The organism is Polynucleobacter sp. P1-05-14 (genome assembly GCF_018881675.1).
Classification (GTDB): domain Bacteria; phylum Pseudomonadota; class Gammaproteobacteria; order Burkholderiales; family Burkholderiaceae; genus Polynucleobacter.
In genome coordinates this window covers 42530-61800 of the sequence record NZ_JACVPV010000029.1, presented here as the reverse complement: position 1 = coordinate 61800, position 19271 = coordinate 42530, and the positions used below count along the sequence as shown (strand labels likewise).

Annotated in this window: 18 protein-coding genes and 1 tRNA gene; 15 read left to right on the top strand and 4 right to left on the bottom strand. The window is 46.6% G+C overall.

What is annotated here, in order from left to right:
• Window positions 1-30: 30 nt before the first annotated feature.
• Entirely contained in the window at window positions 31-741 is a 711-nt protein-coding gene (locus ICN37_RS08800) for a queuosine precursor transporter (RefSeq protein WP_216156776.1), read from the top strand.
• A 114-nt stretch (window positions 742-855) separates the two neighbouring features.
• Window positions 856-2463: an ABC-F family ATPase gene (locus ICN37_RS08795; RefSeq protein WP_216156773.1), complete on the top strand. Its 1608-nt coding sequence runs from the start codon at window positions 856-858 to the stop codon at window positions 2461-2463.
• Between the two features lie 40 nt (window positions 2464-2503).
• On the opposite strand, the gene ICN37_RS08790 is transcribed toward ICN37_RS08795, so the two are convergent.
• The 4 genes from ICN37_RS08790 to ICN37_RS08775 all read right to left on the bottom strand — a co-directional run bounded on the left by ICN37_RS08790 (window position 2504) and on the right by ICN37_RS08775 (window position 6079).
• The gene (locus ICN37_RS08790; RefSeq protein ID WP_216860962.1) at window positions 2504-2767 is read right to left on the bottom strand and encodes a DUF1289 domain-containing protein; all 264 of its coding nucleotides are present in this window, start codon (window positions 2765-2767) and stop codon (window positions 2504-2506) included.
• Window positions 2764-3939 (bottom strand): GNAT family N-acetyltransferase, encoded by a 1176-nt coding sequence (locus ICN37_RS08785; protein WP_370623843.1) that lies wholly within the window; start codon window positions 3937-3939, stop codon window positions 2764-2766. Before ICN37_RS08785 ends, ICN37_RS08790 begins: the two co-directional genes overlap by 4 nt.
• A complete protein-coding gene (gene gloA / locus ICN37_RS08780) occupies window positions 3939-4325 on the bottom strand; it encodes a lactoylglutathione lyase (RefSeq protein WP_215321969.1) in 387 nt (128 codons plus the stop codon). Before gloA ends, ICN37_RS08785 begins: the two co-directional genes overlap by 1 nt.
• Before the next feature lie 83 nt (window positions 4326-4408).
• Entirely contained in the window at window positions 4409-6079 is a 1671-nt protein-coding gene (locus ICN37_RS08775) for an electron transfer flavoprotein-ubiquinone oxidoreductase (RefSeq protein ID WP_216156767.1), read from the bottom strand.
• Window positions 6080-6237: 158 nt separating this feature from the next.
• On the opposite strand from ICN37_RS08775, the gene ICN37_RS08770 reads away from it, so the two are divergent.
• The 13 genes from ICN37_RS08770 (at window position 6238) to ICN37_RS08710 (ending at window position 19261) form a co-directional block, all read left to right on the top strand.
• Window positions 6238-6939 (top strand): CoA transferase subunit A, encoded by a 702-nt coding sequence (locus ICN37_RS08770; protein ID WP_215392522.1) that lies wholly within the window; start codon window positions 6238-6240, stop codon window positions 6937-6939.
• Between the two features lie 15 nt (window positions 6940-6954).
• Window positions 6955-7605, top strand: a complete 651-nt coding sequence (locus ICN37_RS08765) for a CoA transferase subunit B (protein ID WP_068321494.1) — start codon at window positions 6955-6957, stop codon at window positions 7603-7605.
• A 36-nt stretch (window positions 7606-7641) separates the two neighbouring features.
• Window positions 7642-9522, top strand: coding sequence for an alpha/beta fold hydrolase (locus ICN37_RS11700; protein ID WP_370623835.1), 1881 nt, complete (start codon window positions 7642-7644; stop codon window positions 9520-9522).
• A 27-nt stretch (window positions 9523-9549) separates the two neighbouring features.
• A complete protein-coding gene (locus ICN37_RS08755; protein ID WP_216156764.1) occupies window positions 9550-11583 on the top strand; it encodes a bifunctional (p)ppGpp synthetase/guanosine-3',5'-bis(diphosphate) 3'-pyrophosphohydrolase in 2034 nt (677 codons plus the stop codon).
• A gap of 18 nt (window positions 11584-11601) precedes the next feature.
• Window positions 11602-11678, top strand: a tRNA-Val gene (locus tag ICN37_RS08750).
• 98 nt (window positions 11679-11776) lie between these two features.
• Window positions 11777-13699: a threonine--tRNA ligase gene (gene thrS, locus ICN37_RS08745; RefSeq protein ID WP_216156761.1), complete on the top strand. Its 1923-nt coding sequence runs from the start codon at window positions 11777-11779 to the stop codon at window positions 13697-13699.
• A gap of 55 nt (window positions 13700-13754) precedes the next feature.
• Window positions 13755-14279 (top strand): translation initiation factor IF-3, encoded by a 525-nt coding sequence (gene infC, locus ICN37_RS08740; protein WP_215322295.1) that lies wholly within the window; start codon window positions 13755-13757, stop codon window positions 14277-14279.
• Between the two features lie 127 nt (window positions 14280-14406).
• Window positions 14407-14604: a 50S ribosomal protein L35 gene (gene rpmI / locus ICN37_RS08735; protein ID WP_046330084.1), complete on the top strand. Its 198-nt coding sequence runs from the start codon at window positions 14407-14409 to the stop codon at window positions 14602-14604.
• 25 nt (window positions 14605-14629) lie between these two features.
• Window positions 14630-14995 (top strand): 50S ribosomal protein L20, encoded by a 366-nt coding sequence (rplT, locus tag ICN37_RS08730; protein ID WP_011902675.1) that lies wholly within the window; start codon window positions 14630-14632, stop codon window positions 14993-14995.
• Window positions 14996-15020: 25 nt separating this feature from the next.
• Window positions 15021-16067: a phenylalanine--tRNA ligase subunit alpha gene (gene pheS / locus ICN37_RS08725; protein ID WP_216156758.1), complete on the top strand. Its 1047-nt coding sequence runs from the start codon at window positions 15021-15023 to the stop codon at window positions 16065-16067.
• Window positions 16068-16100: 33 nt separating this feature from the next.
• Window positions 16101-18557 (top strand): phenylalanine--tRNA ligase subunit beta, encoded by a 2457-nt coding sequence (gene pheT / locus ICN37_RS08720; protein WP_216156755.1) that lies wholly within the window; start codon window positions 16101-16103, stop codon window positions 18555-18557.
• 52 nt (window positions 18558-18609) lie between these two features.
• Complete coding sequence (locus ICN37_RS08715; protein WP_068321512.1) at window positions 18610-18933, top strand: integration host factor subunit alpha; 324 nt, start codon at window positions 18610-18612, stop codon at window positions 18931-18933.
• Complete coding sequence (locus ICN37_RS08710) at window positions 18911-19261, top strand: MerR family transcriptional regulator (RefSeq protein ID WP_215349475.1); 351 nt, start codon at window positions 18911-18913, stop codon at window positions 19259-19261. Before ICN37_RS08715 ends, ICN37_RS08710 begins: the two co-directional genes overlap by 23 nt.
• Window positions 19262-19271 lie beyond the last annotated feature (10 nt).

Genomic DNA, 19271 nt, shown 5'->3' with positions numbered 1-19271 from the left:
CTTGTTTCTATTATCCATTTTTCTGGGCTTATGGACTCTCCAAAACCTCGCCATCGCTATTACGACCTGATTTTGGCTGCCTTTGTGGTGGTCTTGCTGTGCTCAAACTTTATTGGTGCCGGTAAAGCAGCCGTGGTTGATTTGCCTTACTTTGGGGCGGTGCCTTTTGGTGCTGGCATTTTGTTCTTCCCCATTTCCTATTTCTTCGGCGATATTTTGACGGAGGTCTATGGCTACGCCTACGATCGTAGAGCGGTTTGGACTGGATTTGCAGCGCTTGCATTTGCGGCAATCATGGCTCAGATAGTGATTGCCCTTCCAGCGGCGCCTGGAGCCTATATGAGCAATTACCAACAGGGATTAGAGGCCGTCTTTGGAAACTCTTGGCGTATCGCCTTAGCTTCCATGTTCTCGTTTTGGTGCGGCAGTCTGACAAATAGCTATGTTCTGGCGAAGATGAAAATCATGACCCAAGGGCGTTTTCTCTGGATGCGTACTATTGGCTCGACAGCTGTAGGGGAGTTGGTTGACTCTTCTCTCTTCTATATGTTGGCGTTCTATGGCATCTGGCCTACCCATGAAGTCATTCAGGTAGCGTTGGCCCAGTACGTGCTAAAGACTGCCTGGGAGGTTCTAGCAACTCCTATGACCTATTGGGTTGTGAACTTCCTTAAGCGTAAGGAACATGAGGATTTTTACGATATTCATACGAATTTCACCCCATTTAGGGTCAAAGTCTAAGCAAGACCACAGGCTTCCCGCCTACAAAGACCTCTAAGCCGTTAAAATAACGGTCTTTGCCCCCAAATTCGGGGGTAACTATCCAATTGAATTTCAGAAAGCTAGAAAACATCCGTGCTGTCAGCATCTAATATCACTATGCAGTTTGGGGCAAAGCCTCTATTTGAAAACATTTCCGTGAAGTTTGGCGGCGGCAATCGCTATGGTCTGATTGGCGCAAACGGTTGCGGTAAATCTACCTTCATGAAAATTTTAGGTGGCGAGCTTGAGCCAACTAGCGGCAATGTGAGCTTGGATCCTGGCATTCGTTTAGGTAAGTTGCGTCAAGATCAATTTGCCTATGAAGATGTGCGCGTACTCGATGTTGTGATGATGGGTCACGAAGAGATGTGGAAGGCCGCTGCTGAACGTGATGCGATCTACGCTAACCCAGATGCGACTGATGAAGATTACATGAAGGCTGCTGAGCTTGAGGGTAAGTATGCTGAATACGGTGGCTATACCGCGGAAGCAAAAGCCGGTGAGTTGTTGCTAGGTATTGGCATTCCTATTGACCAACACAATGGTCCGATGAGCAGCGTTGCTCCAGGTTGGAAGCTGCGTGTATTGCTAGCGCAAGCATTGTTCTCCGATCCAGATGTATTGCTGCTCGATGAGCCAACGAATAACTTGGATATTCACTCCATTCATTGGCTTGAAGACATCCTCAATCAAATTAAGAGCACCATCGTCATCATCTCCCATGACCGTCACTTCCTCAATGAAGTCTGTACGCATATGGCCGATATGGACTATGGCACTTTAAAAGTCTACCCAGGTAATTACGACTCTTACATGCTGGCTTCTGTACAGGCAAGAACACAGCACCTCAGTAATAACGTAAAAGCTAAAGAGAAAATTGCTGAATTAGCAGCTTTCGTGGCACGTTTCTCTGCAAATGCTTCGAAGGCTCGTCAAGCGACTTCACGTCAGAGACAGTTGGAGAAGATCGAAATTGTTGAGGTTAAGCCTTCTTCACGTCAAAATCCATTTATTCGTTTTGACACTGAGAAGAAGCTGCATAACATGGCGGTTGAGTGCAATGCACTAACTAAAGCTTATGACCGCGTTATCTTCAAGAATTTCAAATTAGGTGTTCGTGCCGGTGAAAAGATTGCAATCATCGGTCAAAACGGCGCCGGTAAGACAACACTTCTCAAAACGATCTTGAGTAAGCGCTTTGAAGGTATTGCTGCTGATAGCGGTGATGTGAAGTGGGCTGAGAACGCTAACGTTGGTGTGATGCCTCAAGACAATACCGAGATGTTCGCAAAAGACGAATTGCTCATGGACTGGATGAATTGGTGGCGCAATACTGGTGACGATGACCAAGTGATTCGTGGCACATTAGGTCGTTTATTGTTCTCTGGTGATGATATTGGCAAGTCTGTCAAAGTTCTATCTGGTGGTGAAAAGGGTCGTATGATTTGGGGCAAGCTCATGCTCCAAAAATATAACGTCCTGGCAATGGATGAGCCAACCAACCACATGGATATGGAATCCATTGAGAGTTTACAAATTGCTCTTGAGAAATACGATGGCACTTTAATTTTCGTATCCCATGACCGCGAGTTTGTTTCCGCATTGGCTAATCGCATCTTAGAAGTAAAGATGGATGGTACGGTGGTGGATTACTCTGGAACTTATGAGGAATATTTGCGTAGCCAGGAATTAGCCGGCTGATAAAGCTAAAACAATAAGTTATTTATAAAAAATAAGCCCGTTAACTGGGCTTATTTTCTTTGGCTTGTCGTTGAAAGCGCGTCGCGGTACCTTCTGCTCGAATACGTTTCCACACTGATTCTTTTTCTTCTTGAGAAAAGAATACCCAATTACTTACTTCACCTAAGGTGCGACCACAACCTTGGCAGATTTCATCGTACAGTGTCGTGCAAACACCAATGCAAGGCGAGTCAGAGTCTGCATCCCCAGTGGATAGGGAATGGGAGCCATCTTGCACAATAGATTTGGTGTCTTCAGGATTCATGGCTGTACTTTAGACGATTTCAAAGGACTGTGCTCGGCCAGCTCATCCACATAAGCTCCGATCCCTTGGTGTTCACGATCTAGGAAGTGTTGCACAGCTTTGGCAAACTGAGGATCCGCAATGAAATGGGCGGATTGAATGGTAGTTGGCAAGAAGCCGCGCGCCATCTTGTGTTCGCCTTGTGCGCCACCTTCAAAGGTATGAATCTCATTGGAGATGCAATATTCAATCGCCTGGTAGTAAGCAGTTTCAAAGTGCAAGCAGGGCACATGCTCAATAGCACCCCAATACCTACCATAAGCCTTAGAGCTTATGGGGTCAACAATCAGTAAGGACGCAGCGATTGGATAGCCGTTACTTTCTGCAATGATAAGGTGTAAGTTTTCAGGCATGCGCTGCGCACATAACTTCAAGAATGCCTCATTAAGATAGGGGCTAGATCCATGCTCCAAGTAAGTGTTTGCGTAACAGCGATAAAAGAATTCCCAATCAGCATCGGTTGAAGATATTCCTGGAACATGTCTAAAAGTAATCTGCTCTCGTGCTATCTGTTCTCGTTCGCGTCGAATATTCTTGCGGCGCTTCATGGTGAGGGCCGCTAAAAATTGTTCGAAATTCTCAAAGCCTTGGTTATGCCAATGAAATTGCACCGAGTCTCGCAACATGAAGCCGTGGTCTTTTAGACCCTTTGCTTCTATTGCATCGGGAAATAAAACATGTGCTGAAGATAGATTATTTTGTAGAACTAAAGTCTTCAATCCTGCAATTAATTGTCGCCGTACTAAATCAGCATCTACATTGCTGGCGCTCAAAATCCTTGAGCCTTGAACTGGTGTAAACGGAATGGCGCAAAGCGCTTTCGGAAAATACTGCATACCTTGTTGCTCATAGGCCTGCGCCCAAGACCAGTCAAAAACAAATTCTCCGTAGGAGTGTTGCTTCAAATATAGGGGCATTGCACCAATCAGTTTTTGATCATCCCTTAAAACGAGGTGAGCCACTTGCCACCCAGTATTGCCTCCAACACAGCCAGTTTCCTCTAGCGCGCTGAGAAACTCATGGCAAAGAAAGGGCCCTGCATCAGCAGGAAGTAGAGCATTCCACTCCCCAGGGGGGATATCACTGAGGCTATCTACTATTTCTAATCGAAATGAATCGGGCTCTGCCACGATTAACGCTGAATGAGCTCTATTTTGTAACCATCGGGATCGGTAACAAATGCAATGATGGTCTCACCTCCAGCTACTGGACCAGCCTCACGAGTGACATTACCCCCGGCCGCCTTGATAGCGGTACAAGCAGCATAGGCATCCTGAACCTCAATTGCAATGTGTCCATAGGCTGTGCCTAGGTCATAGGATTGAACACCATGGTTGTAGGTAAGCTCAATCTCCGATTGACCATCGCCATTCCCCTTGCCATAACCAACAAAGGCAAGCGAGTACTTTTGCTCAGGACGCTCAGTTGTGCGCAGTAAATTCATACCCAAAACTTTGGTGTAGAAATCAATAGAGCGATTCAAGTCGCCGACGCGAAGCATAGTGTGTAGGATCATCATGGGGTAAATATAACGCTATTTATTTATTCGTGTTGAGGTGAAAAACCTCGGTATGGAGCCGGGGTTTCTTGTACTACATTGCTTTACATGGATGCGTAGTTCGGTCCGCCGCCACCTTCAGGCGTAACCCAGACGATATTTTGAGTGGGATCTTTAATGTCGCAAGTTTTGCAATGCACGCAGTTTTGCGAATTTATTTGCAAGCGCGTCTTACCATCGGTTTCTACAAACTCATATACGCCAGCAGGGCAGTAGCGTTGCTCAGGGCCCGCATAGGTTTTGAGATTGATATCTACTGGTACAGAATCATTTTTTAGGGTTAAGTGAATCGGTTGATTCTCAGCGTGATTGGTATTAGAGATAAACACAGAAGATAGGCGATCAAAAGTAATCTTGCCATCTGGCTTAGGGTAGTCAATCGGCTTGTGTTGCGCTGCAGGCTCCAAACATTCATGGTCTGCATGTTTTAAATGCACGGTCCATGGCATGTTGCCACCCAAAAGCTTTTGCTCTAATCCCACCATCAGCGTGCCAACATAAAGTCCTTTTGACATCCATGGCTTGAAGTTGCGCGCTTGATTGAGTTCGGTATGCAGCCAACAATTTTGGAATGCAGTTGGGTACGCAGACAAAACATCCTCAGAGCGGTTCTCATTGATAGCAGCAACTGCTGCTTCAGCAGCAAGCATGCCAGTCTTAATTGCTGCATGACTTCCCTTGATGCGAGATGCATTGAGGAAGCCAGCATCACAACCAATGAGAGCACCACCAGGAAATACAGTCTTAGGAAGGCTATTTAAACCACCAGCAGTCAGTGCGCGTGCGCCATAAGAAATGCGTTTACCGCCTTCAAAAGTTTCACGAATCTTTGGATGTAATTTATAGCGTTGGAATTCTTCAAATGGCGAGAGGTAGGGGTTCTTATAAGACAGGCCAACTACCAGGCCAACAGCAACCTTGTTATCGGCTAAGTGATAGAGAAATGAGCCACCATAGGTATCGCTCTCTAAAGGCCAGCCTGCGGTGTGCACTACTAGTCCAGGCTTGCTCTTAGAAGACTCAACCTCCCATAGCTCTTTAATGCCGATGCCATAGCTTTGTGGATCAGCATCTTTATCTAGCGCAAACTTAGCAATCAGTTGCTTACCAAGATGACCGCGCGCGCCTTCAGCAAAGAGAGTGTACTTGCCACGTAATTCCATACCAAGTTGGAATTGATCCGTTGGATTGCCTTCTTTGTCTAAACCCATTGATCCGGTGATGACGCCATGGACTGAGCCTTGCTTGTTGTAGAGAATTTCTGCTGCTGGAAAGCCGGGGAAAATTTCAACACCAAGATTCTCGGCTTGCTGTCCTAACCAACGTGTCACGTTAGCTAGGCTCACAATATAGTTACCTTCGTTCTTAAAGCAATGCGGCAACATCCAGTTGGGAACCTGATAGGAGTTGTCGCTTGTTAGAAATAAAAACTGATCTTGAGTGACTTCGGTTTCTAGTGGAGCACCCAGCTCTTTCCAGTCTGGAAATAATTCGGTGAGTGCTTTTGGGTCCATTACGGCACCCGAAAGAATGTGAGCGCCGATTTCGGAACCTTTTTCTAATACGCAGACGCTAATCTCTTTGCCGGAAGCGTTTGCTAATTGCTTGGCTTTAATAGCGGCCGACAAGCCAGCAGGTCCGCCTCCAACGATGACAAGGTCATAGTCCATGGAGTCTCTAGGTCCAAATTGCGCTACCAGCTCTGCAGCATTCATTCAATTTCTCCGAAATTTCTCAAAAATAGGGCATTTAAGCCCTAATAGTTTAGTTCTAACTGCCAAAAACCGATTTAGTGCCATGACCGCCTAGTTTAGGGAGTCTGAAGCGTTATGATTGCTTTTTTACCCATTTTGGCAATATTAGGACAAAAGTTATGAATAAAACTTACCCATCGGCAGTGGATGCCTTGCGGGATATCTTAAAAGACGGACAGAAATTAGCTGTTGGTGGCTTTGGTCTTTGCGGTATTCCTGAAGCTTTGATTCAGGCAGTCAAAGATCTGGGCGCTCAGAACCTGACTGCGATTGCGAATAACGCAGGTGTTGATGGTTTTGGTTTAGGTTTATTGCTCAACTCGCGTCAAGTAAAAAAGATGGTTGCCTCATACGTGGGTGAGAACAAAGAATTTGAACGTCAGTACTTAGCAGGTGAGCTGGAGTTGGAATTTACGCCTCAAGGTACCTTGGCTGAAAAATTACGCGCTGGTGGTTGCGGCATTCCTGCTTTCTATACCAAAACAGGTGTTGGTACATTGGTTGCCGATGGTAAAGAAGAGAAAACATTTGATGGTGAAAAATACATCATGGAGCGTTCAATCGTTTCTGACATCTCTCTTGTAAAAGCATGGAAAGCAGATAAGTCAGGAAACTTGGTTTATCGCTATACCGCACGCAACTTCAACCCAGTGGTTGCAATGGCTGGCAAGATCACTGTTGCTGAAGTAGAGGAGATTGTCGAGAACGGTCAATTGCATCCCGATCAAATCCATACGCCCGGCATCTATGTACACCGTTTGGTACTCCACAAGACTCCAGAGAAGCGTATTGAACAGCGCACTCTGACTGCAAAAGCTTAATTTAGGAAGATTGATATGCCTTGGACAAGAGATGAGATGGCGGCGCGTGCTGCTAAAGAATTAAAAGACGGTTACTACGTGAACTTGGGTATTGGTATGCCTACATTGGTAGCCAACCATGTACCTAAAGATATGGAAGTGTGGCTCCAGTCTGAAAATGGATTATTAGGTATTGGCCCATTTCCAACTGAAGAAACGATTGATGCTGACTTAATCAATGCAGGTAAGCAAACGATTACGACTTTGCCTGGATCATCAATTTTTTCTTCTGCAGATTCATTTGGCATGATTCGTGGCGGCAAAATCAACATTGCAATTTTGGGTGCAATGCAAGTGAGCGAACATGGTGACTTGGCCAACTGGATGATTCCAGGAAAAATGGTTAAGGGCATGGGCGGTGCAATGGACTTGGTAGCAGGTGTGAAACACGTTGTTGTTCTGATGGAGCACGTTGCCAAGAAAAAAGACGGCACAGAAGAGCTCAAAATTTTGCCGAAGTGCACATTGCCTTTGACTGGAGTAGGCGTTATTAGCCAGATCATTACCGACCTCTGTGTTCTTGATATCACCCCTAAAGGTTTGAAGCTAACTGAATTGGCTCCAGGCGTGACCAAAGAAGAGGTTATTGCTAAGACAGGAGCCCCTGTCGACACAACGGGTTTCTGAGCAATTTATTCAGATGAATGAAATAATGGGATCACTATGTCGGGATCCCATTTTTCTCATTCAAAAGCCACTGCGCCAAAGATGAGCGCTGGTATTGATCCTTCGCTCCACGCCCATAAAAAGGGTGATGCAAAACACACCCATAGCAAGCAAGTCTCAAATCAAAATCTGTTGTTGATCGCTTTAATTCTCACTCTAGGGTTTTCAGGAGTTGAGGGCGCTGCTGCGTATTTCGCTAATTCTTTAGCGTTGATATCTGACGCTGGTCATATGGTGACCGATGCTGCAGCTTTAGGTCTGGCGTTGTTGGCGCAAATCATTTCACGTCGCCCACCATCTCCGAAGCATTCTTTTGGCTTTGGACGTGCGGAAGCGCTTGCTGCATTTGTTAATAGCATTGCAATGTTGGCCTTGGTTATCTGGATTGTGGTTGAGGCAATCAGTCGTTTTTATGATCCCCACAAAGTGGATGGTCTGACCGTAACAGTAGTTGCTGCCATTGGTCTGGGGATGAACATCGTTGTTGCATGGGTGCTTTCTCGCGATAAGAAGAGTGTGAATACCCGTGCCGCTTTAGTGCATGTCATGGGTGATCTATTGGGATCAATCGCTGCATTGATTGCCGGCATTGTGATTCAGTTAACTGGTTGGATGCCAATCGATGCGATTCTCTCTATTCTGGTCTCGCTCCTAATTCTGAAATCCACCATCTCGATTCTGCATGAGTCTTATCACTTCCTGATGGAAGGTGTACCTCTTCATATCGACTACTTGCAGGTGGGTACCGATTTAAGAAATATTCCTGGCGTACTCGCAGTCCATGATTTGCATGTCTGGGAAATGACTCCTAGTTTTCCTGCATTGATTGGGCATATTGAAATTGCCAATATGCAAGAGTGGCCACAGATCATGTCCCGTATTAATGCCATGCTTCTGGATAAGCATGGCATCGATCATGTGACTTTGCAGCCTGAGGAAGTTGGTGATGATCACGATCATGAGCATGACCATGACCATGCAAGCCATGAGGTGCATAACGCAGCACAGGCAGCAAATGTGTTTCATGATGGAGAAACTTTTTATGTGGAGTGCTCTAGCGGTGATGAAAAGCACCGTATGGCTTATCACGCTTGGGGCAATCCAAGTAATAAGGTGCTGATGTGCGTTCATGGTCTTACAAGAAGGGGTAGTGACTTTAAGACGCTTGCGCAAGCAATGTGCAAAGACTATTACGTTGTGTGCCCAGATGTCGTTGGTAGAGGCGACTCTGATCGCTTGGCTAATCCAATGATGTATGCCGTACCTCAGTACGTTGCAGATATTGCTACGCTCGTTAAAAAGCTTGGCGTTACTCAGGTTGACTGGTTTGGTACATCTATGGGCGGCCTCATTGGTATGGTGTATGCCGCTATGCCGAACTCCCCTATACGTCGCATGTTGATTAATGATGTGGGTCCGAAGATTGAGGCCGAGGCAATCAAGCGTTTGGGTTCTTATGTTGGTCAGCCATTTGCCTTTGCAAGTCGCACTGATGCACTGAATCGCTTAAACGAAATCTGCGCTAGTTTTGGCGAGCACACTCCGCAGGAATGGGAAATCTATAACGGCCCGATGTTGGTTCAAAAAGATGGCAAATGGATCATGCATTACGACCCAGATATTTCCGTACCATTCGCATCAGTAAATCCAATCATGGCCAAGGCTGGTGAAATGGCAATGTGGCATGCCTTTAAACAAATTCATATTCCGATGTTGATTGTGCGTGGCGGTGTATCTGACTTGTTATCTGCGGCAACGGTTGCAGAGATGTGCAAAGTTAATCCTTATGCGCGCAGCATTGAGATTCCGAATGTAGGTCATGCACCTGCATTTGTGAAGCCAGAGCAAATTGCTTTAGCAAAAGAGTTCTTCAGTTAATTATTTCTTAATCACCCCTAGTTGCCAATGGCAAACGCCTCTCCTCAACCAGAAAAAGTAGCGCCATTTCAAGACGCTTGGTATGGTGAGCCAGCAGAATTACACGCAGCCGGCGTATTGCAGGTTCTGCAATCCCTCAATCTAGATGAGGCCACCTTAACTGCGGCAAGTAATATCGCCCGCACACACGGTAAAGAGGCTCTTGTAAAGCTCATTGGAGAGGAGTCTGCAAAGCTATTGATGGGTTACAGGGGTTTACGTCAAGCGCAAGCAAAGTTAGTGCGTGACGATGGTGGTCTAAGCGTTACCGGTCAAGAAGAGATGTTGCGCAAAATGCTGTTGGCATTTGGTGATGATCTACGTGTAGTACTTATTTATCTTGCCTCCCGCTTGCAGACATTGCGCTGGATCACACAAGAAAAGATAGCAATGCCCGCAGCATGGGCCCAGGAGATTCTGAATATTGATGCCTCATTGGCCAACCGTCTGGGTATCTGGCAGATGAAGTGGGAGATGGAGGACTTAGCATTTCGTACGCTATCTCCCGAAACGTATCGTGAGATCGCTAAGATGCTCGATGCAAAGCGGATAGAGCGCCAATTTTTCATCGATCAAATCGTATTGCAGTTACAAGAAGAATTAAAAGCTGCACAAATCGAGGGTGAAGTGCTTGGAAGACCAAAGCATATCTATAGCATCTGGAAAAAGATGGAGGGCAAATCCTTAGACTTTGCCAATCTGTATGACGTCAGGGCGTTCCGGGTTTTGGTGGAGGACGTGAAGTCTTGCTATGCCGTTCTGGGTATCGTACATAACGTATGGCAACCAGTGCCACGCGAGTTCGATGATTACATTGCAAGACCAAAACCAAACGGTTATCAATCATTGCATACGGTAGTCATGAATGATGATGGCACTGCATTTGAAATTCAGGTGCGCACACAAGAAATGCATCAGCAGGCTGAGTATGGCCTGGCAGCCCACTGGCGCTACAAAGAGGGCGCCTATGTGGATATGGCCACGCCGCCCAATCCAGTCAAAACCAATAAACCCAGCGTTAATCATCAGCAGGGCACTCATAGTGCTGAGGTGGCCTATGAGAGGCAGATCGCTTGGGCTCGGCAGCTCATTTCCTGGAAAGAAGATGCTTGGGAACAATTGAAGCATCATGAGATTGATGATCATATCTATGTTCTCACTCCTTTAGGGAAAGTGATTTCCTTGGAGAAGGGTTCGACACCAATTGATTTTGCATATGCCGTTCATACCAATCTAGGTCATCGCTGTAGGGGTGCGCGTGTTGATGGCGCCATGGTCCCGCTCGAGACTGCACTAAAGAATGGTCAAACGATTGAGATTATTGCTGTTAAACACGGCGGCCCATCAAGAGACTGGATTAGCCCTGACAAAAACTATGTGCGCTCGCAAAGAGCACGTCAACGAGTGCGTGCTTGGTTTAATGCACTTGATGATGAAGAGGCTGGTCAATCTGCTAAGGCTGTTGATCTCAAGAATGAAACAACTGCAGAGATAAAGGCAACGTCAGCTGCACCTGAAATTATCTTGCGTAGTAGCAGCCATAAAGCAGGGCGTGGTGGCGACGTATTAGTGGTTGGCGTGGACTCATTACTTACGCAGCTGGCGCGTTGCTGCAGACCAGTTCCTCCAGACGCCATTGCAGGCTTCGTAACTCAAGGCAGGGGCGTATCGATTCATCGTCGTTCTTGCAAAACGTTTAGAGGTCTTCTGGAAAGGGCGCCTGAGCGTGTGATTCAGACTGCTTGGACTGCTTCCGCGGCCGATCCAGTGGTCAATCAAGACCAAAAACGGGTCTTTCCAGCAGATTTGGTTGTCACTGGTTTGGATCGTCCTGAGCTTATGCGAGAGCTCTTTGAGATTCTCACAAGACAAGGCGTGCATGTTATCGACCTACGTAAATCGGCCAAAAAGGGTCTAGCCCAGATCCTTTTAACGATTGAAGTAAAGGATTCTGAGGTCTTGCGCCTGGTTCAAAACAGTCTGGAAGAGGTCAAAGGGGTCACCCAAGTACGCCGCCGGTGATAAACTCTATGGCTGTATAGGCTCGTAGCTCAGCTGGTTAGAGCACCACCTTGACATGGTGGGGGTCGTTGGTTCGAGTCCAATCGAGCCTACCAACGAATAGGACCCAAAGCGCGGTTGCCCAAAAGCTGCCGCGCTTTATTTTTAGGTCATCGAAGTAAAACGGAAGTTCAGTAAATAAGATGGAGTCGTTATGTTTGTAGTTACTCTACCCGATGGATCAAAACGTGAGTTTGAGGCCCCAGTTCGCGTCGCAGATGTTGCGCAAAGCATTGGCAGTGGTCTTGCAAAGGCTGCTTTAGGTGGCATCGTCGACGGCAAGATGGTCGACACGAGTTTTGTCATCGACAAAGATAGTCAGCTGGCCATCATTACTGATAAGAGTCCAGAAGCCTTAGAGATTGTGCGTCACTCCACAGCACACTTATTAGCTTACGCTGTCAAAGAGTTATTCCCAGAAGCGCAAGTGACTATTGGTCCCGTGATCGAGAATGGCTTTTACTATGACTTCTCTTATCACCGTCCATTTACACCGGATGACTTAGTTGCTTTAGAAAAGAAAATGACTGAGCTCGCTAAAAAGGATGAGCCAGTACTTCGTACCGTCATGCCACGCGATGAAGCTGTTGAGTTTTTCAAAAAGCAAGGCGAGAACTACAAAGCAGAATTGATTGCGAGCATTCCACAAGGTGAGGATGTATCCCTATATGCCGAAGGTAAGTTCACGGACTTATGCCGTGGCCCTCATGTACCTTCTACTGGAAAGCTCAAAGTCTTTAAGTTGATGAAGCTTGCCGGTGCTTATTGGCGCGGCGATAGCAAGAATGAGATGTTGCAGCGTATTTACGGTACTGCCTGGTTGCGCAAGGAAGATCAAGACGCTTACTTGCATATGCTTGAAGAGTCTGAGAAGCGTGATCATCGCCGCCTGGGTAAACAACTTGATTTATTTCATTTTCAAGAAGAAGCGCCAGGATTAATTTTCTGGCATCCAAAGGGCTGGTCAATTTGGCAAGAGGTTGAGCAATACATGCGTCGCGTGTATCAACAAGAAGGCTACCAAGAAGTAAAAGCACCGCAGATTTTGGATCGTGGTCTTTGGGAAAAATCAGGCCACTGGGAAAACTACAAAGAAAATATGTTCACGACTGAGTCGGAGAATCGTGCTTATGCATTAAAGCCGATGAACTGTCCTGGTCACGTACAAATTTATAACTCTGGATTGCATAGCTATCGTGAGTTGCCATTGCGCTTTGGTGAGTTTGGTCAATGTCACCGCAATGAACCATCAGGTGCATTGCATGGTTTGATGCGCGTACGTGGTTTCACGCAAGACGATGGCCATATTTTCTGTACTGAAGATCAAATTCAATCCGAGGTGGCTGCATTTGATAAAGCGGTGCGCGCGGTATATCAAGATTTTGGTTTTACCGAGGTAGCTGTCAAGCTCGCTTTGCGTCCAGCTAAGCGTGTTGGTGATGACGCTATTTGGGATAAGGCAGAAGAGGCTCTCCGTGGTGCCCTCAAGGCCTCAGGCCAGGAATGGGAAGAATTGCGAGGCGAGGGTGCTTTTTATGGTCCTAAGATTGAATATCACCTTAAGGACTCGATTGGCCGGACTTGGCAGTGCGGCACGATTCAGGTTGATTTCTCGATGCCAGCCCGTTTGGGTGCTGAATATGTGGCTGAAGACAATAGTCGCAAGACCCCAGTCATGTTACATAGGGCAATTGTGGGCTCTTTAGAGCGTTTTATTGGCATTTTGATCGAAAACCACGCTGGAAACATGCCTGTTTGGCTAGCTCCAACCCAGGCTGTAGTCCTCAATATCTCCGGGAATTCTGCTGCATATGCACAACAAGTTCAGCAATTGCTGAAAAAACAAGGGTTTAGAGTGGAATCAGATTTGCGGAACGAGAAAATTACGTATAAAATACGCGAGCACGCATTACAGAAGATCCCGTTTTTGCTAGTTGTAGGGGATAAAGAATCTGAAAGTAATACGGTGGCCGTTCGTGCCCGTGGCGGAGTAGATTTAGGTGTAATGCCTCTTGATGCCTTCGTTGCCCGACTCCAGCAGGATATATCCCAGAAAGTCGGACCTGAGCCTAGCTAGGGCTCAGGTGGATATTTGTACGGTTTGTTATTGAATATTTAAAGGAATTAAGAAGATCGCTACTGAAAAATTGCAGCGCATTAACCGGGAAATTACTGCCCCTGAAGTGCGTTTGATTGGAATTGATGGAGAGCCCATCGGTGTAGTTAAGTTGAGTGAAGCCCTGGCTTTGGCGGAAGAGAAAGAGACCGATTTGGTTGAAATTGCTCCGACGGCTGTGCCACCTGTAGTCCGCATCATGGACTTCGGCAAATTCAAATACCAAGAAGCCAAGCGGATGCATGAAGCTAAGCTGAAACAAAAAGTAATTCAGGTAAAGGAAGTGAAGTTTCGCCCTGGTACTGATGATGGTGACTACGGTGTGAAGCTACGCAATCTAATCCGCTTTTTGGAAGATGGCGATAAGACAAAGATTACGCTGCGGTTTCGGGGTCGTGAAATGGCCCATCAAGAAATCGGAGTTAGGGTGTTGGAACGTTTGAAGTTGGATCTCGTGGAATACGGCCAAGTCGAACAGTTTCCAAAGATGGAAGGCCGCCAGATGGTGATGGTATTGGCCCCTATCCGTAAGGCTAAGTAACTAGGTTCTACCTAGTTCTTATGAAGTGAGGCGCTGAAAGGTGCTGGTAGTTTGAAGTGCTTCTGGGTACAGGAAGAGTAACCGTCGGTTACCACCTATGTTGCACAAGTAATTGAAGGGGTGCTTTATGCCCAAGATGAAGAGCAAAAGTAGCGCTAAAAAGCGCTTCACGGTTCGCGCAGGCGGAACGATTAAACGAGGACAGGCTTTCAAACGCCACATTCTCACCAAGAAGACCACAAAGAATAAGCGTCACTTACGTGGTACCACCGAAGTTGCGAAAGCTGACGTTAAGTCAATTCGCTCCATGCTTCCATACGCTTAACCTCAGACTAGATTAGGAGAAATAAATGCCAAGAGTCAAACGTGGGGTTACAGCAAGAGCCCGTCATAAGAAAATCACCGATGCCGCTACGGGTTACCGTGGCCGTCGCAAGAACGTATTCCGTATTGCTAAGCAAGCGGTTATGCGTGCTGGTCAATATGCATATCGTGACCGTCGCAATAAGAAACGTGTATTCCGCGCATTGTGGATTGCTCGTATCAACGCGGCAGTTCGTCAGCATGACATGACCTATAGCGTATTCATGAATGGCATGAAGAAAGCTGCGATCGAACTCGACCGCAAAGTGCTTTCTGATATGGCCATTGCTGACAAAGCGGCTTTTGCTGCTTTGGTTACTCGGATCAAATCCGTAGTAAACGCTGCAGCTTAATCTTAGTTTTCTAAACTAAGCTGCAATGGTTTCTCTCGACCACATTGTCGAGGATGCTAAACGTGATTTCCTCGGGGCTGCCGATGCAGCAGCTCTAGAGGACGCGAAAGCCAAGTATCTCGGTAAGTCAGGTGTTCTCACTGAGCGTTTAAAAGCGCTTGGTGGAATGTCGCCTGAGGAGCGCAAGAGTGCTGGCGCCCAAATTAATCAAATCAAAACTCAAGTAGAAGCTGCACTACAAGAGCGTCGCCAAGCTTTGGCCGATGCCGTGTTGATGCAACGTCTTGCCGCGGAGTCTATTGACGTTTCCTTGCCTGGCCGTGGCCAAGCAGTAGGTAGCTTGCATCCTGTAATGCGCACCTGGGAGCGCGTTGAAGAGATTTTCCGTTCGATTGGTTTTGATGTTGCAGATGGCCCTGAGATTGAAACCGATTGGTTTAATTTCACTGCCTTAAATAGTCCTGAGAATCATCCTGCGCGCTCAATGCAGGATACGTTTTATATCGATGGCAAAGATTCTAATGAGAAGCCTTTGTTATTGCGCACGCATACCAGCCCAATTCAGGTTCGTTATGCGAGCGAGCACGTCAAGAAATATGCCAACGCAGATGTAATGCCTCCAATCAAAGTGATTGCGCCTGGCAGAACCTATCGCGTTGATAGCGATGCAACGCATTCACCGATGTTCCATCAGGTAGAGGGCTTGTGGATTGCCGAGAGCGTTTCATTTGCAGATCTTAAAGGTGTCTATACAGACTTCTTAAGAACCTTCTTTGAAACAAACGAGTTGCAAGTGCGTTTCCGCCCATCCTATTTCCCATTCACTGAGCCATCTGCTGAGATTGATATGGCCTTCGGTAGTGGCAAACTTGCCGGCCGTTGGTTGGAAATCTCCGGAGCAGGACAAGTGCATCCAAACGTATTGCGCAATATGGGAATTGACCCAGAGCGCTACACCGGTTTTGCCTTTGGTTCTGGTTTAGAGCGCTTGACCATGTTGCGCTACGGTGTAGATGATCTTCGCCTGTTCTTTGAAAACGATCTGCGTTTCTTGGCACAGTTCCCTGCATAACAACATCATTACTAATTACTCTTAGATCGCGCTATGCAATTTTCTGAATCTTGGCTCCGTCAGTATGTGAGCCCATCACTTGATAGTGATGCTTTGGGCCATGCAATGACAATGGCTGGTTTAGAGGTTGAAGAACAACATTCAGTAGCGCCCGCATTTACCAAGATTGTGATTGCGCAGATTTTGTCTGCTGAGCAACATCCTGATGCAGACCGTTTGCGTGTTTGCAAAGTAGACGCTGGCACAGGCCAAGAATTGCAAATTGTTTGTGGTGCGCCTAATGCGCGTGCTGGTATCAAGATCCCTTGCGCCATGGTTGGTGCCGAATTGCCTCCAGCAGAAGCGGGTGGCAAGCCTTTTATGATTAAGGTTGGCAAGCTGCGTGGCGTAGAAAGCCAAGGCATGTTGTGCTCTGGTCGTGAGCTTGGTTTAGGTGATGATCATGAGGGCATCTTAGAGTTACCTGCAGATGCACCAGTTGGAAAAGATATCCGCGAATACCTTGACCTCGATGATCAAATCTTTGTTATTAAGTTAACGCCTAACAAAGCCGATTGCCTCTCATTGATGGGTATGGCAAGAGAGGTTTCTGCCATTACTGGCGCTGCACTCTGCGCGCCGAAGTGGACTCCGCCAGCAGTTTCCATCGACGATAAGCGCAAAGTTACCGTAGAGAATAAAGAACTTTGTGGACGCTTTGCAGGTCGCGTCATTCGTGGAGTGAATCCACAAGCCAAAACACCCGATTGGATCGTACAGCACTTAAGTCGTGCAGGTCAAAGAAGTATCTCTGCTTTGGTGGACCTCTCTAATTATGTGATGTTAGAGATGGGTCAGCCTACCCATGTATTTGATATTGACAAGTTAAATGGCGATATCACCGTTCGTTGGGCTAAGGCGGGCGAAACTCTTGAGCTTTTAAATGGTCAGAGAGTAACTTTGCAGGGTCCAGACTCTGCAGGTAAGCTGCAAGACGCAGGCGTAGTAGCCGATCAAAATGGTCCAGTAGCACTGGCGGGCATTATGGGTGGAAACCACTGCGCCGTATCGGACGACACTAAAAATATCTATGTTGAAGCAGCTTATTGGCTGCCTTCAGCCATTCAAGGACGTGCCCGTCGTTTTAATTTCAGTACTGATGCAGCGCATCGCTTTGAGCGTGGCGTAGATCCGCAAAATACGGTTAATTGCTTAGAGTATCTCAGCGCCTTAATTATTGAGATTTGCGGTGGTCAAGCTGGTCCGGTAGATGATCAGGTATTAAATGTTCCAGAGCGTAAACCAGTCACAATGCGTTTGGCTAGAGCGGAAAAAGTTATCGGTATTCCACTTACAAGTGATGTGGTTGCTGATGTATTTAAGCGTCTTGGTTTTGAGTTTAAGCAAGAGGGCGATGCATTTATCGTTACCCCTCCAAGCTATCGCTTTGATATTGAAATCGAAGAAGATTTGATTGAAGAAGTCGCGCGCATATACGGCTTCGAAAATATCCCAGATCAACCACCAGTAGCCTCATTAAAGATGAGTGCTAAAGCAGAAGCGAAGCGCGGTATTCATTTATTACGTCAGCGTTTAGCTCTTCAAGGCTATCAAGAGGCCGTGAACTTTGGTTTCACAGATCTTGAAAGCGAACAGCGCCTCGCTGGTGCACAAGAGCAAGACCTCATTAAGGTGCTCAATCCAATTGCCAATCAGTACGGCGTTATGCGCAGCACATTGTGGGGCGGTTTGTTAGGCAACCTCAAAGCCAATTTGAACCGTGGTGCAGGGCGTGTGCGCTTGTTTGAGACTGGTCGCGTATTTAAGCGTGACGCTAATGTGCAAGAAGAGGCTGGCAAAGTAGCTGGTTTTCATCAACCACAAAAAATGGGTGGTTTAGCGTATGGCTCATTTGTACCTGAGCAATGGGCTAATGCAACACGTGCAGTTGATTTCTTTGATGTTAAGGGTGATCTTGAGCGCGTCTTGGATCCTCTCCATTTTGTAACGGAAGCTGCACAGCATCCGGCATTGCATCCAGGTCGTTCAGCTCAAGTGTTGTTGAAGGCCGGAAAAAATAATATTGCCATTGGTTGGATCGGTGAACTACATCCCGGCCTACAACAAGCTTATGAATTGCCACAAGCAACAGTGTTGTTTGAATTGGATTTAGAGCCGATTCGTGAATTAGGTTTACCAGTGCCTGAGGAATTGAGTAAATTCCCGGCAGTGCAACGTGATTTGGCAATAGTAGTAAAGCAAAGCGTTTCTGCGCAATCCTTATTAGATGCAATGGCTGCTAGCAAACAAAACTTTGTACGTAATATTGAGCTCTTTGACGAGTTCAAGCCCAAAGCAGGTTCGAGCAGCATGGCGGACGATGAGAAAAGTTTAGCTTTCCGCGTCACCCTGTTAAACCCTAATGAAACATTGCAAGATCCCCAAATTGATGCAGTAATGGCTGCTTTATTGGGTGCGGTTGAGAAAAAGTGCGCAGCCCGTTTGCGCTAGGTTTAATATTAGGCCTAAATCAAATAATTAATTAGTTACCAAAGAGACAAGAATGACTGAATTGATTTCTAACGACACTGTTACCAAGAATGAGCTATCTGAAGCTCTTTTTGATCAAGTAGGATTGAATAAGCGTGAAGCGAAAGACATGATTGACGCTTTCTTTGATCGTATTGGCCAATCCCTTGAAACAGGTGTTGAAGTCAAGATTTCCGGTTTTGGTAATTTTCAGTTGCGTAATAAATCGGCTCGTCCTGGCCGAAATCCAAAGACAGGTCAAATGATTCCGATTGCTGCCAGACGCGTTGTTACTTTTCACGCTAGTCAAAAGCTTAAAGATGTAGTGGAGTCACATGCTCGAGAAAACCGAGTTTGATGCTAGCTCAGTACTGCTGAGCTCTCAACTTCCCCCGATACCCGCTAAGCGTTACTTCACCATTGGTGAGGTAGCTGATCTTTGTGGTGTTCGTTCGCATGTTCTACGCTATTGGGAGCAAGAGTTCTCCCAGCTTAGTCCGCAAAAACGTCGTGGAAACCGTCGCTACTATCAGCATCATGAAGTCGTCCTCATTAGAAAAATCCGCTCACTTCTCTATGAAGAGGGTTTTACGATTAGCGGCGCACGCAATCGTCTAGAAGAAGCGCGTGGCGACCTGCGCCTTCGCGAAGAATTGCAAGCTGTTCTGCAGATTCTCTCTAAATAGTTACTGCTAC

Bases quoted from the DNA above. Each gene is read 5' to 3' on its own strand.
- ICN37_RS08765 (WP_068321494.1), top strand. From the start codon at position 6,955: ATGCCTTGGACAAGAGATGAGATGGCGGCGCGTGCTGCTAAAGAATTA.
- ICN37_RS08775 (WP_216156767.1), bottom strand. From the start codon at position 6,079: ATGAATGCTGCAGAGCTGGTAGCGCAATTTGGACCTAGAGACTCCATG.
- ICN37_RS08790 (WP_216860962.1), bottom strand. From the start codon at position 2,767: ATGAATCCTGAAGACACCAAATCTATTGTGCAAGATGGCTCCCATTCC.
- pheS (WP_216156758.1), top strand. From the start codon at position 15,021: ATGGTTTCTCTCGACCACATTGTCGAGGATGCTAAACGTGATTTCCTC.
- ICN37_RS08800 (WP_216156776.1), top strand. From the start codon at position 31: ATGGACTCTCCAAAACCTCGCCATCGCTATTACGACCTGATTTTGGCT.
- rpmI (WP_046330084.1), top strand. From the start codon at position 14,407: ATGCCCAAGATGAAGAGCAAAAGTAGCGCTAAAAAGCGCTTCACGGTT.
- ICN37_RS11700 (WP_370623835.1), top strand. From the start codon at position 7,642: ATGTCGGGATCCCATTTTTCTCATTCAAAAGCCACTGCGCCAAAGATG.
- ICN37_RS08770 (WP_215392522.1), top strand. From the start codon at position 6,238: ATGAATAAAACTTACCCATCGGCAGTGGATGCCTTGCGGGATATCTTA.
- gloA (WP_215321969.1), bottom strand. From the start codon at position 4,325: ATGATGATCCTACACACTATGCTTCGCGTCGGCGACTTGAATCGCTCT.
- ICN37_RS08715 (WP_068321512.1), top strand. From the start codon at position 18,610: ATGACTGAATTGATTTCTAACGACACTGTTACCAAGAATGAGCTATCT.
- rplT (WP_011902675.1), top strand. From the start codon at position 14,630: ATGCCAAGAGTCAAACGTGGGGTTACAGCAAGAGCCCGTCATAAGAAA.
- ICN37_RS08755 (WP_216156764.1), top strand. From the start codon at position 9,550: ATGGCAAACGCCTCTCCTCAACCAGAAAAAGTAGCGCCATTTCAAGAC.
- ICN37_RS08710 (WP_215349475.1), top strand. From the start codon at position 18,911: ATGCTCGAGAAAACCGAGTTTGATGCTAGCTCAGTACTGCTGAGCTCT.
- pheT (WP_216156755.1), top strand. From the start codon at position 16,101: ATGCAATTTTCTGAATCTTGGCTCCGTCAGTATGTGAGCCCATCACTT.
- thrS (WP_216156761.1), top strand. From the start codon at position 11,777: ATGTTTGTAGTTACTCTACCCGATGGATCAAAACGTGAGTTTGAGGCC.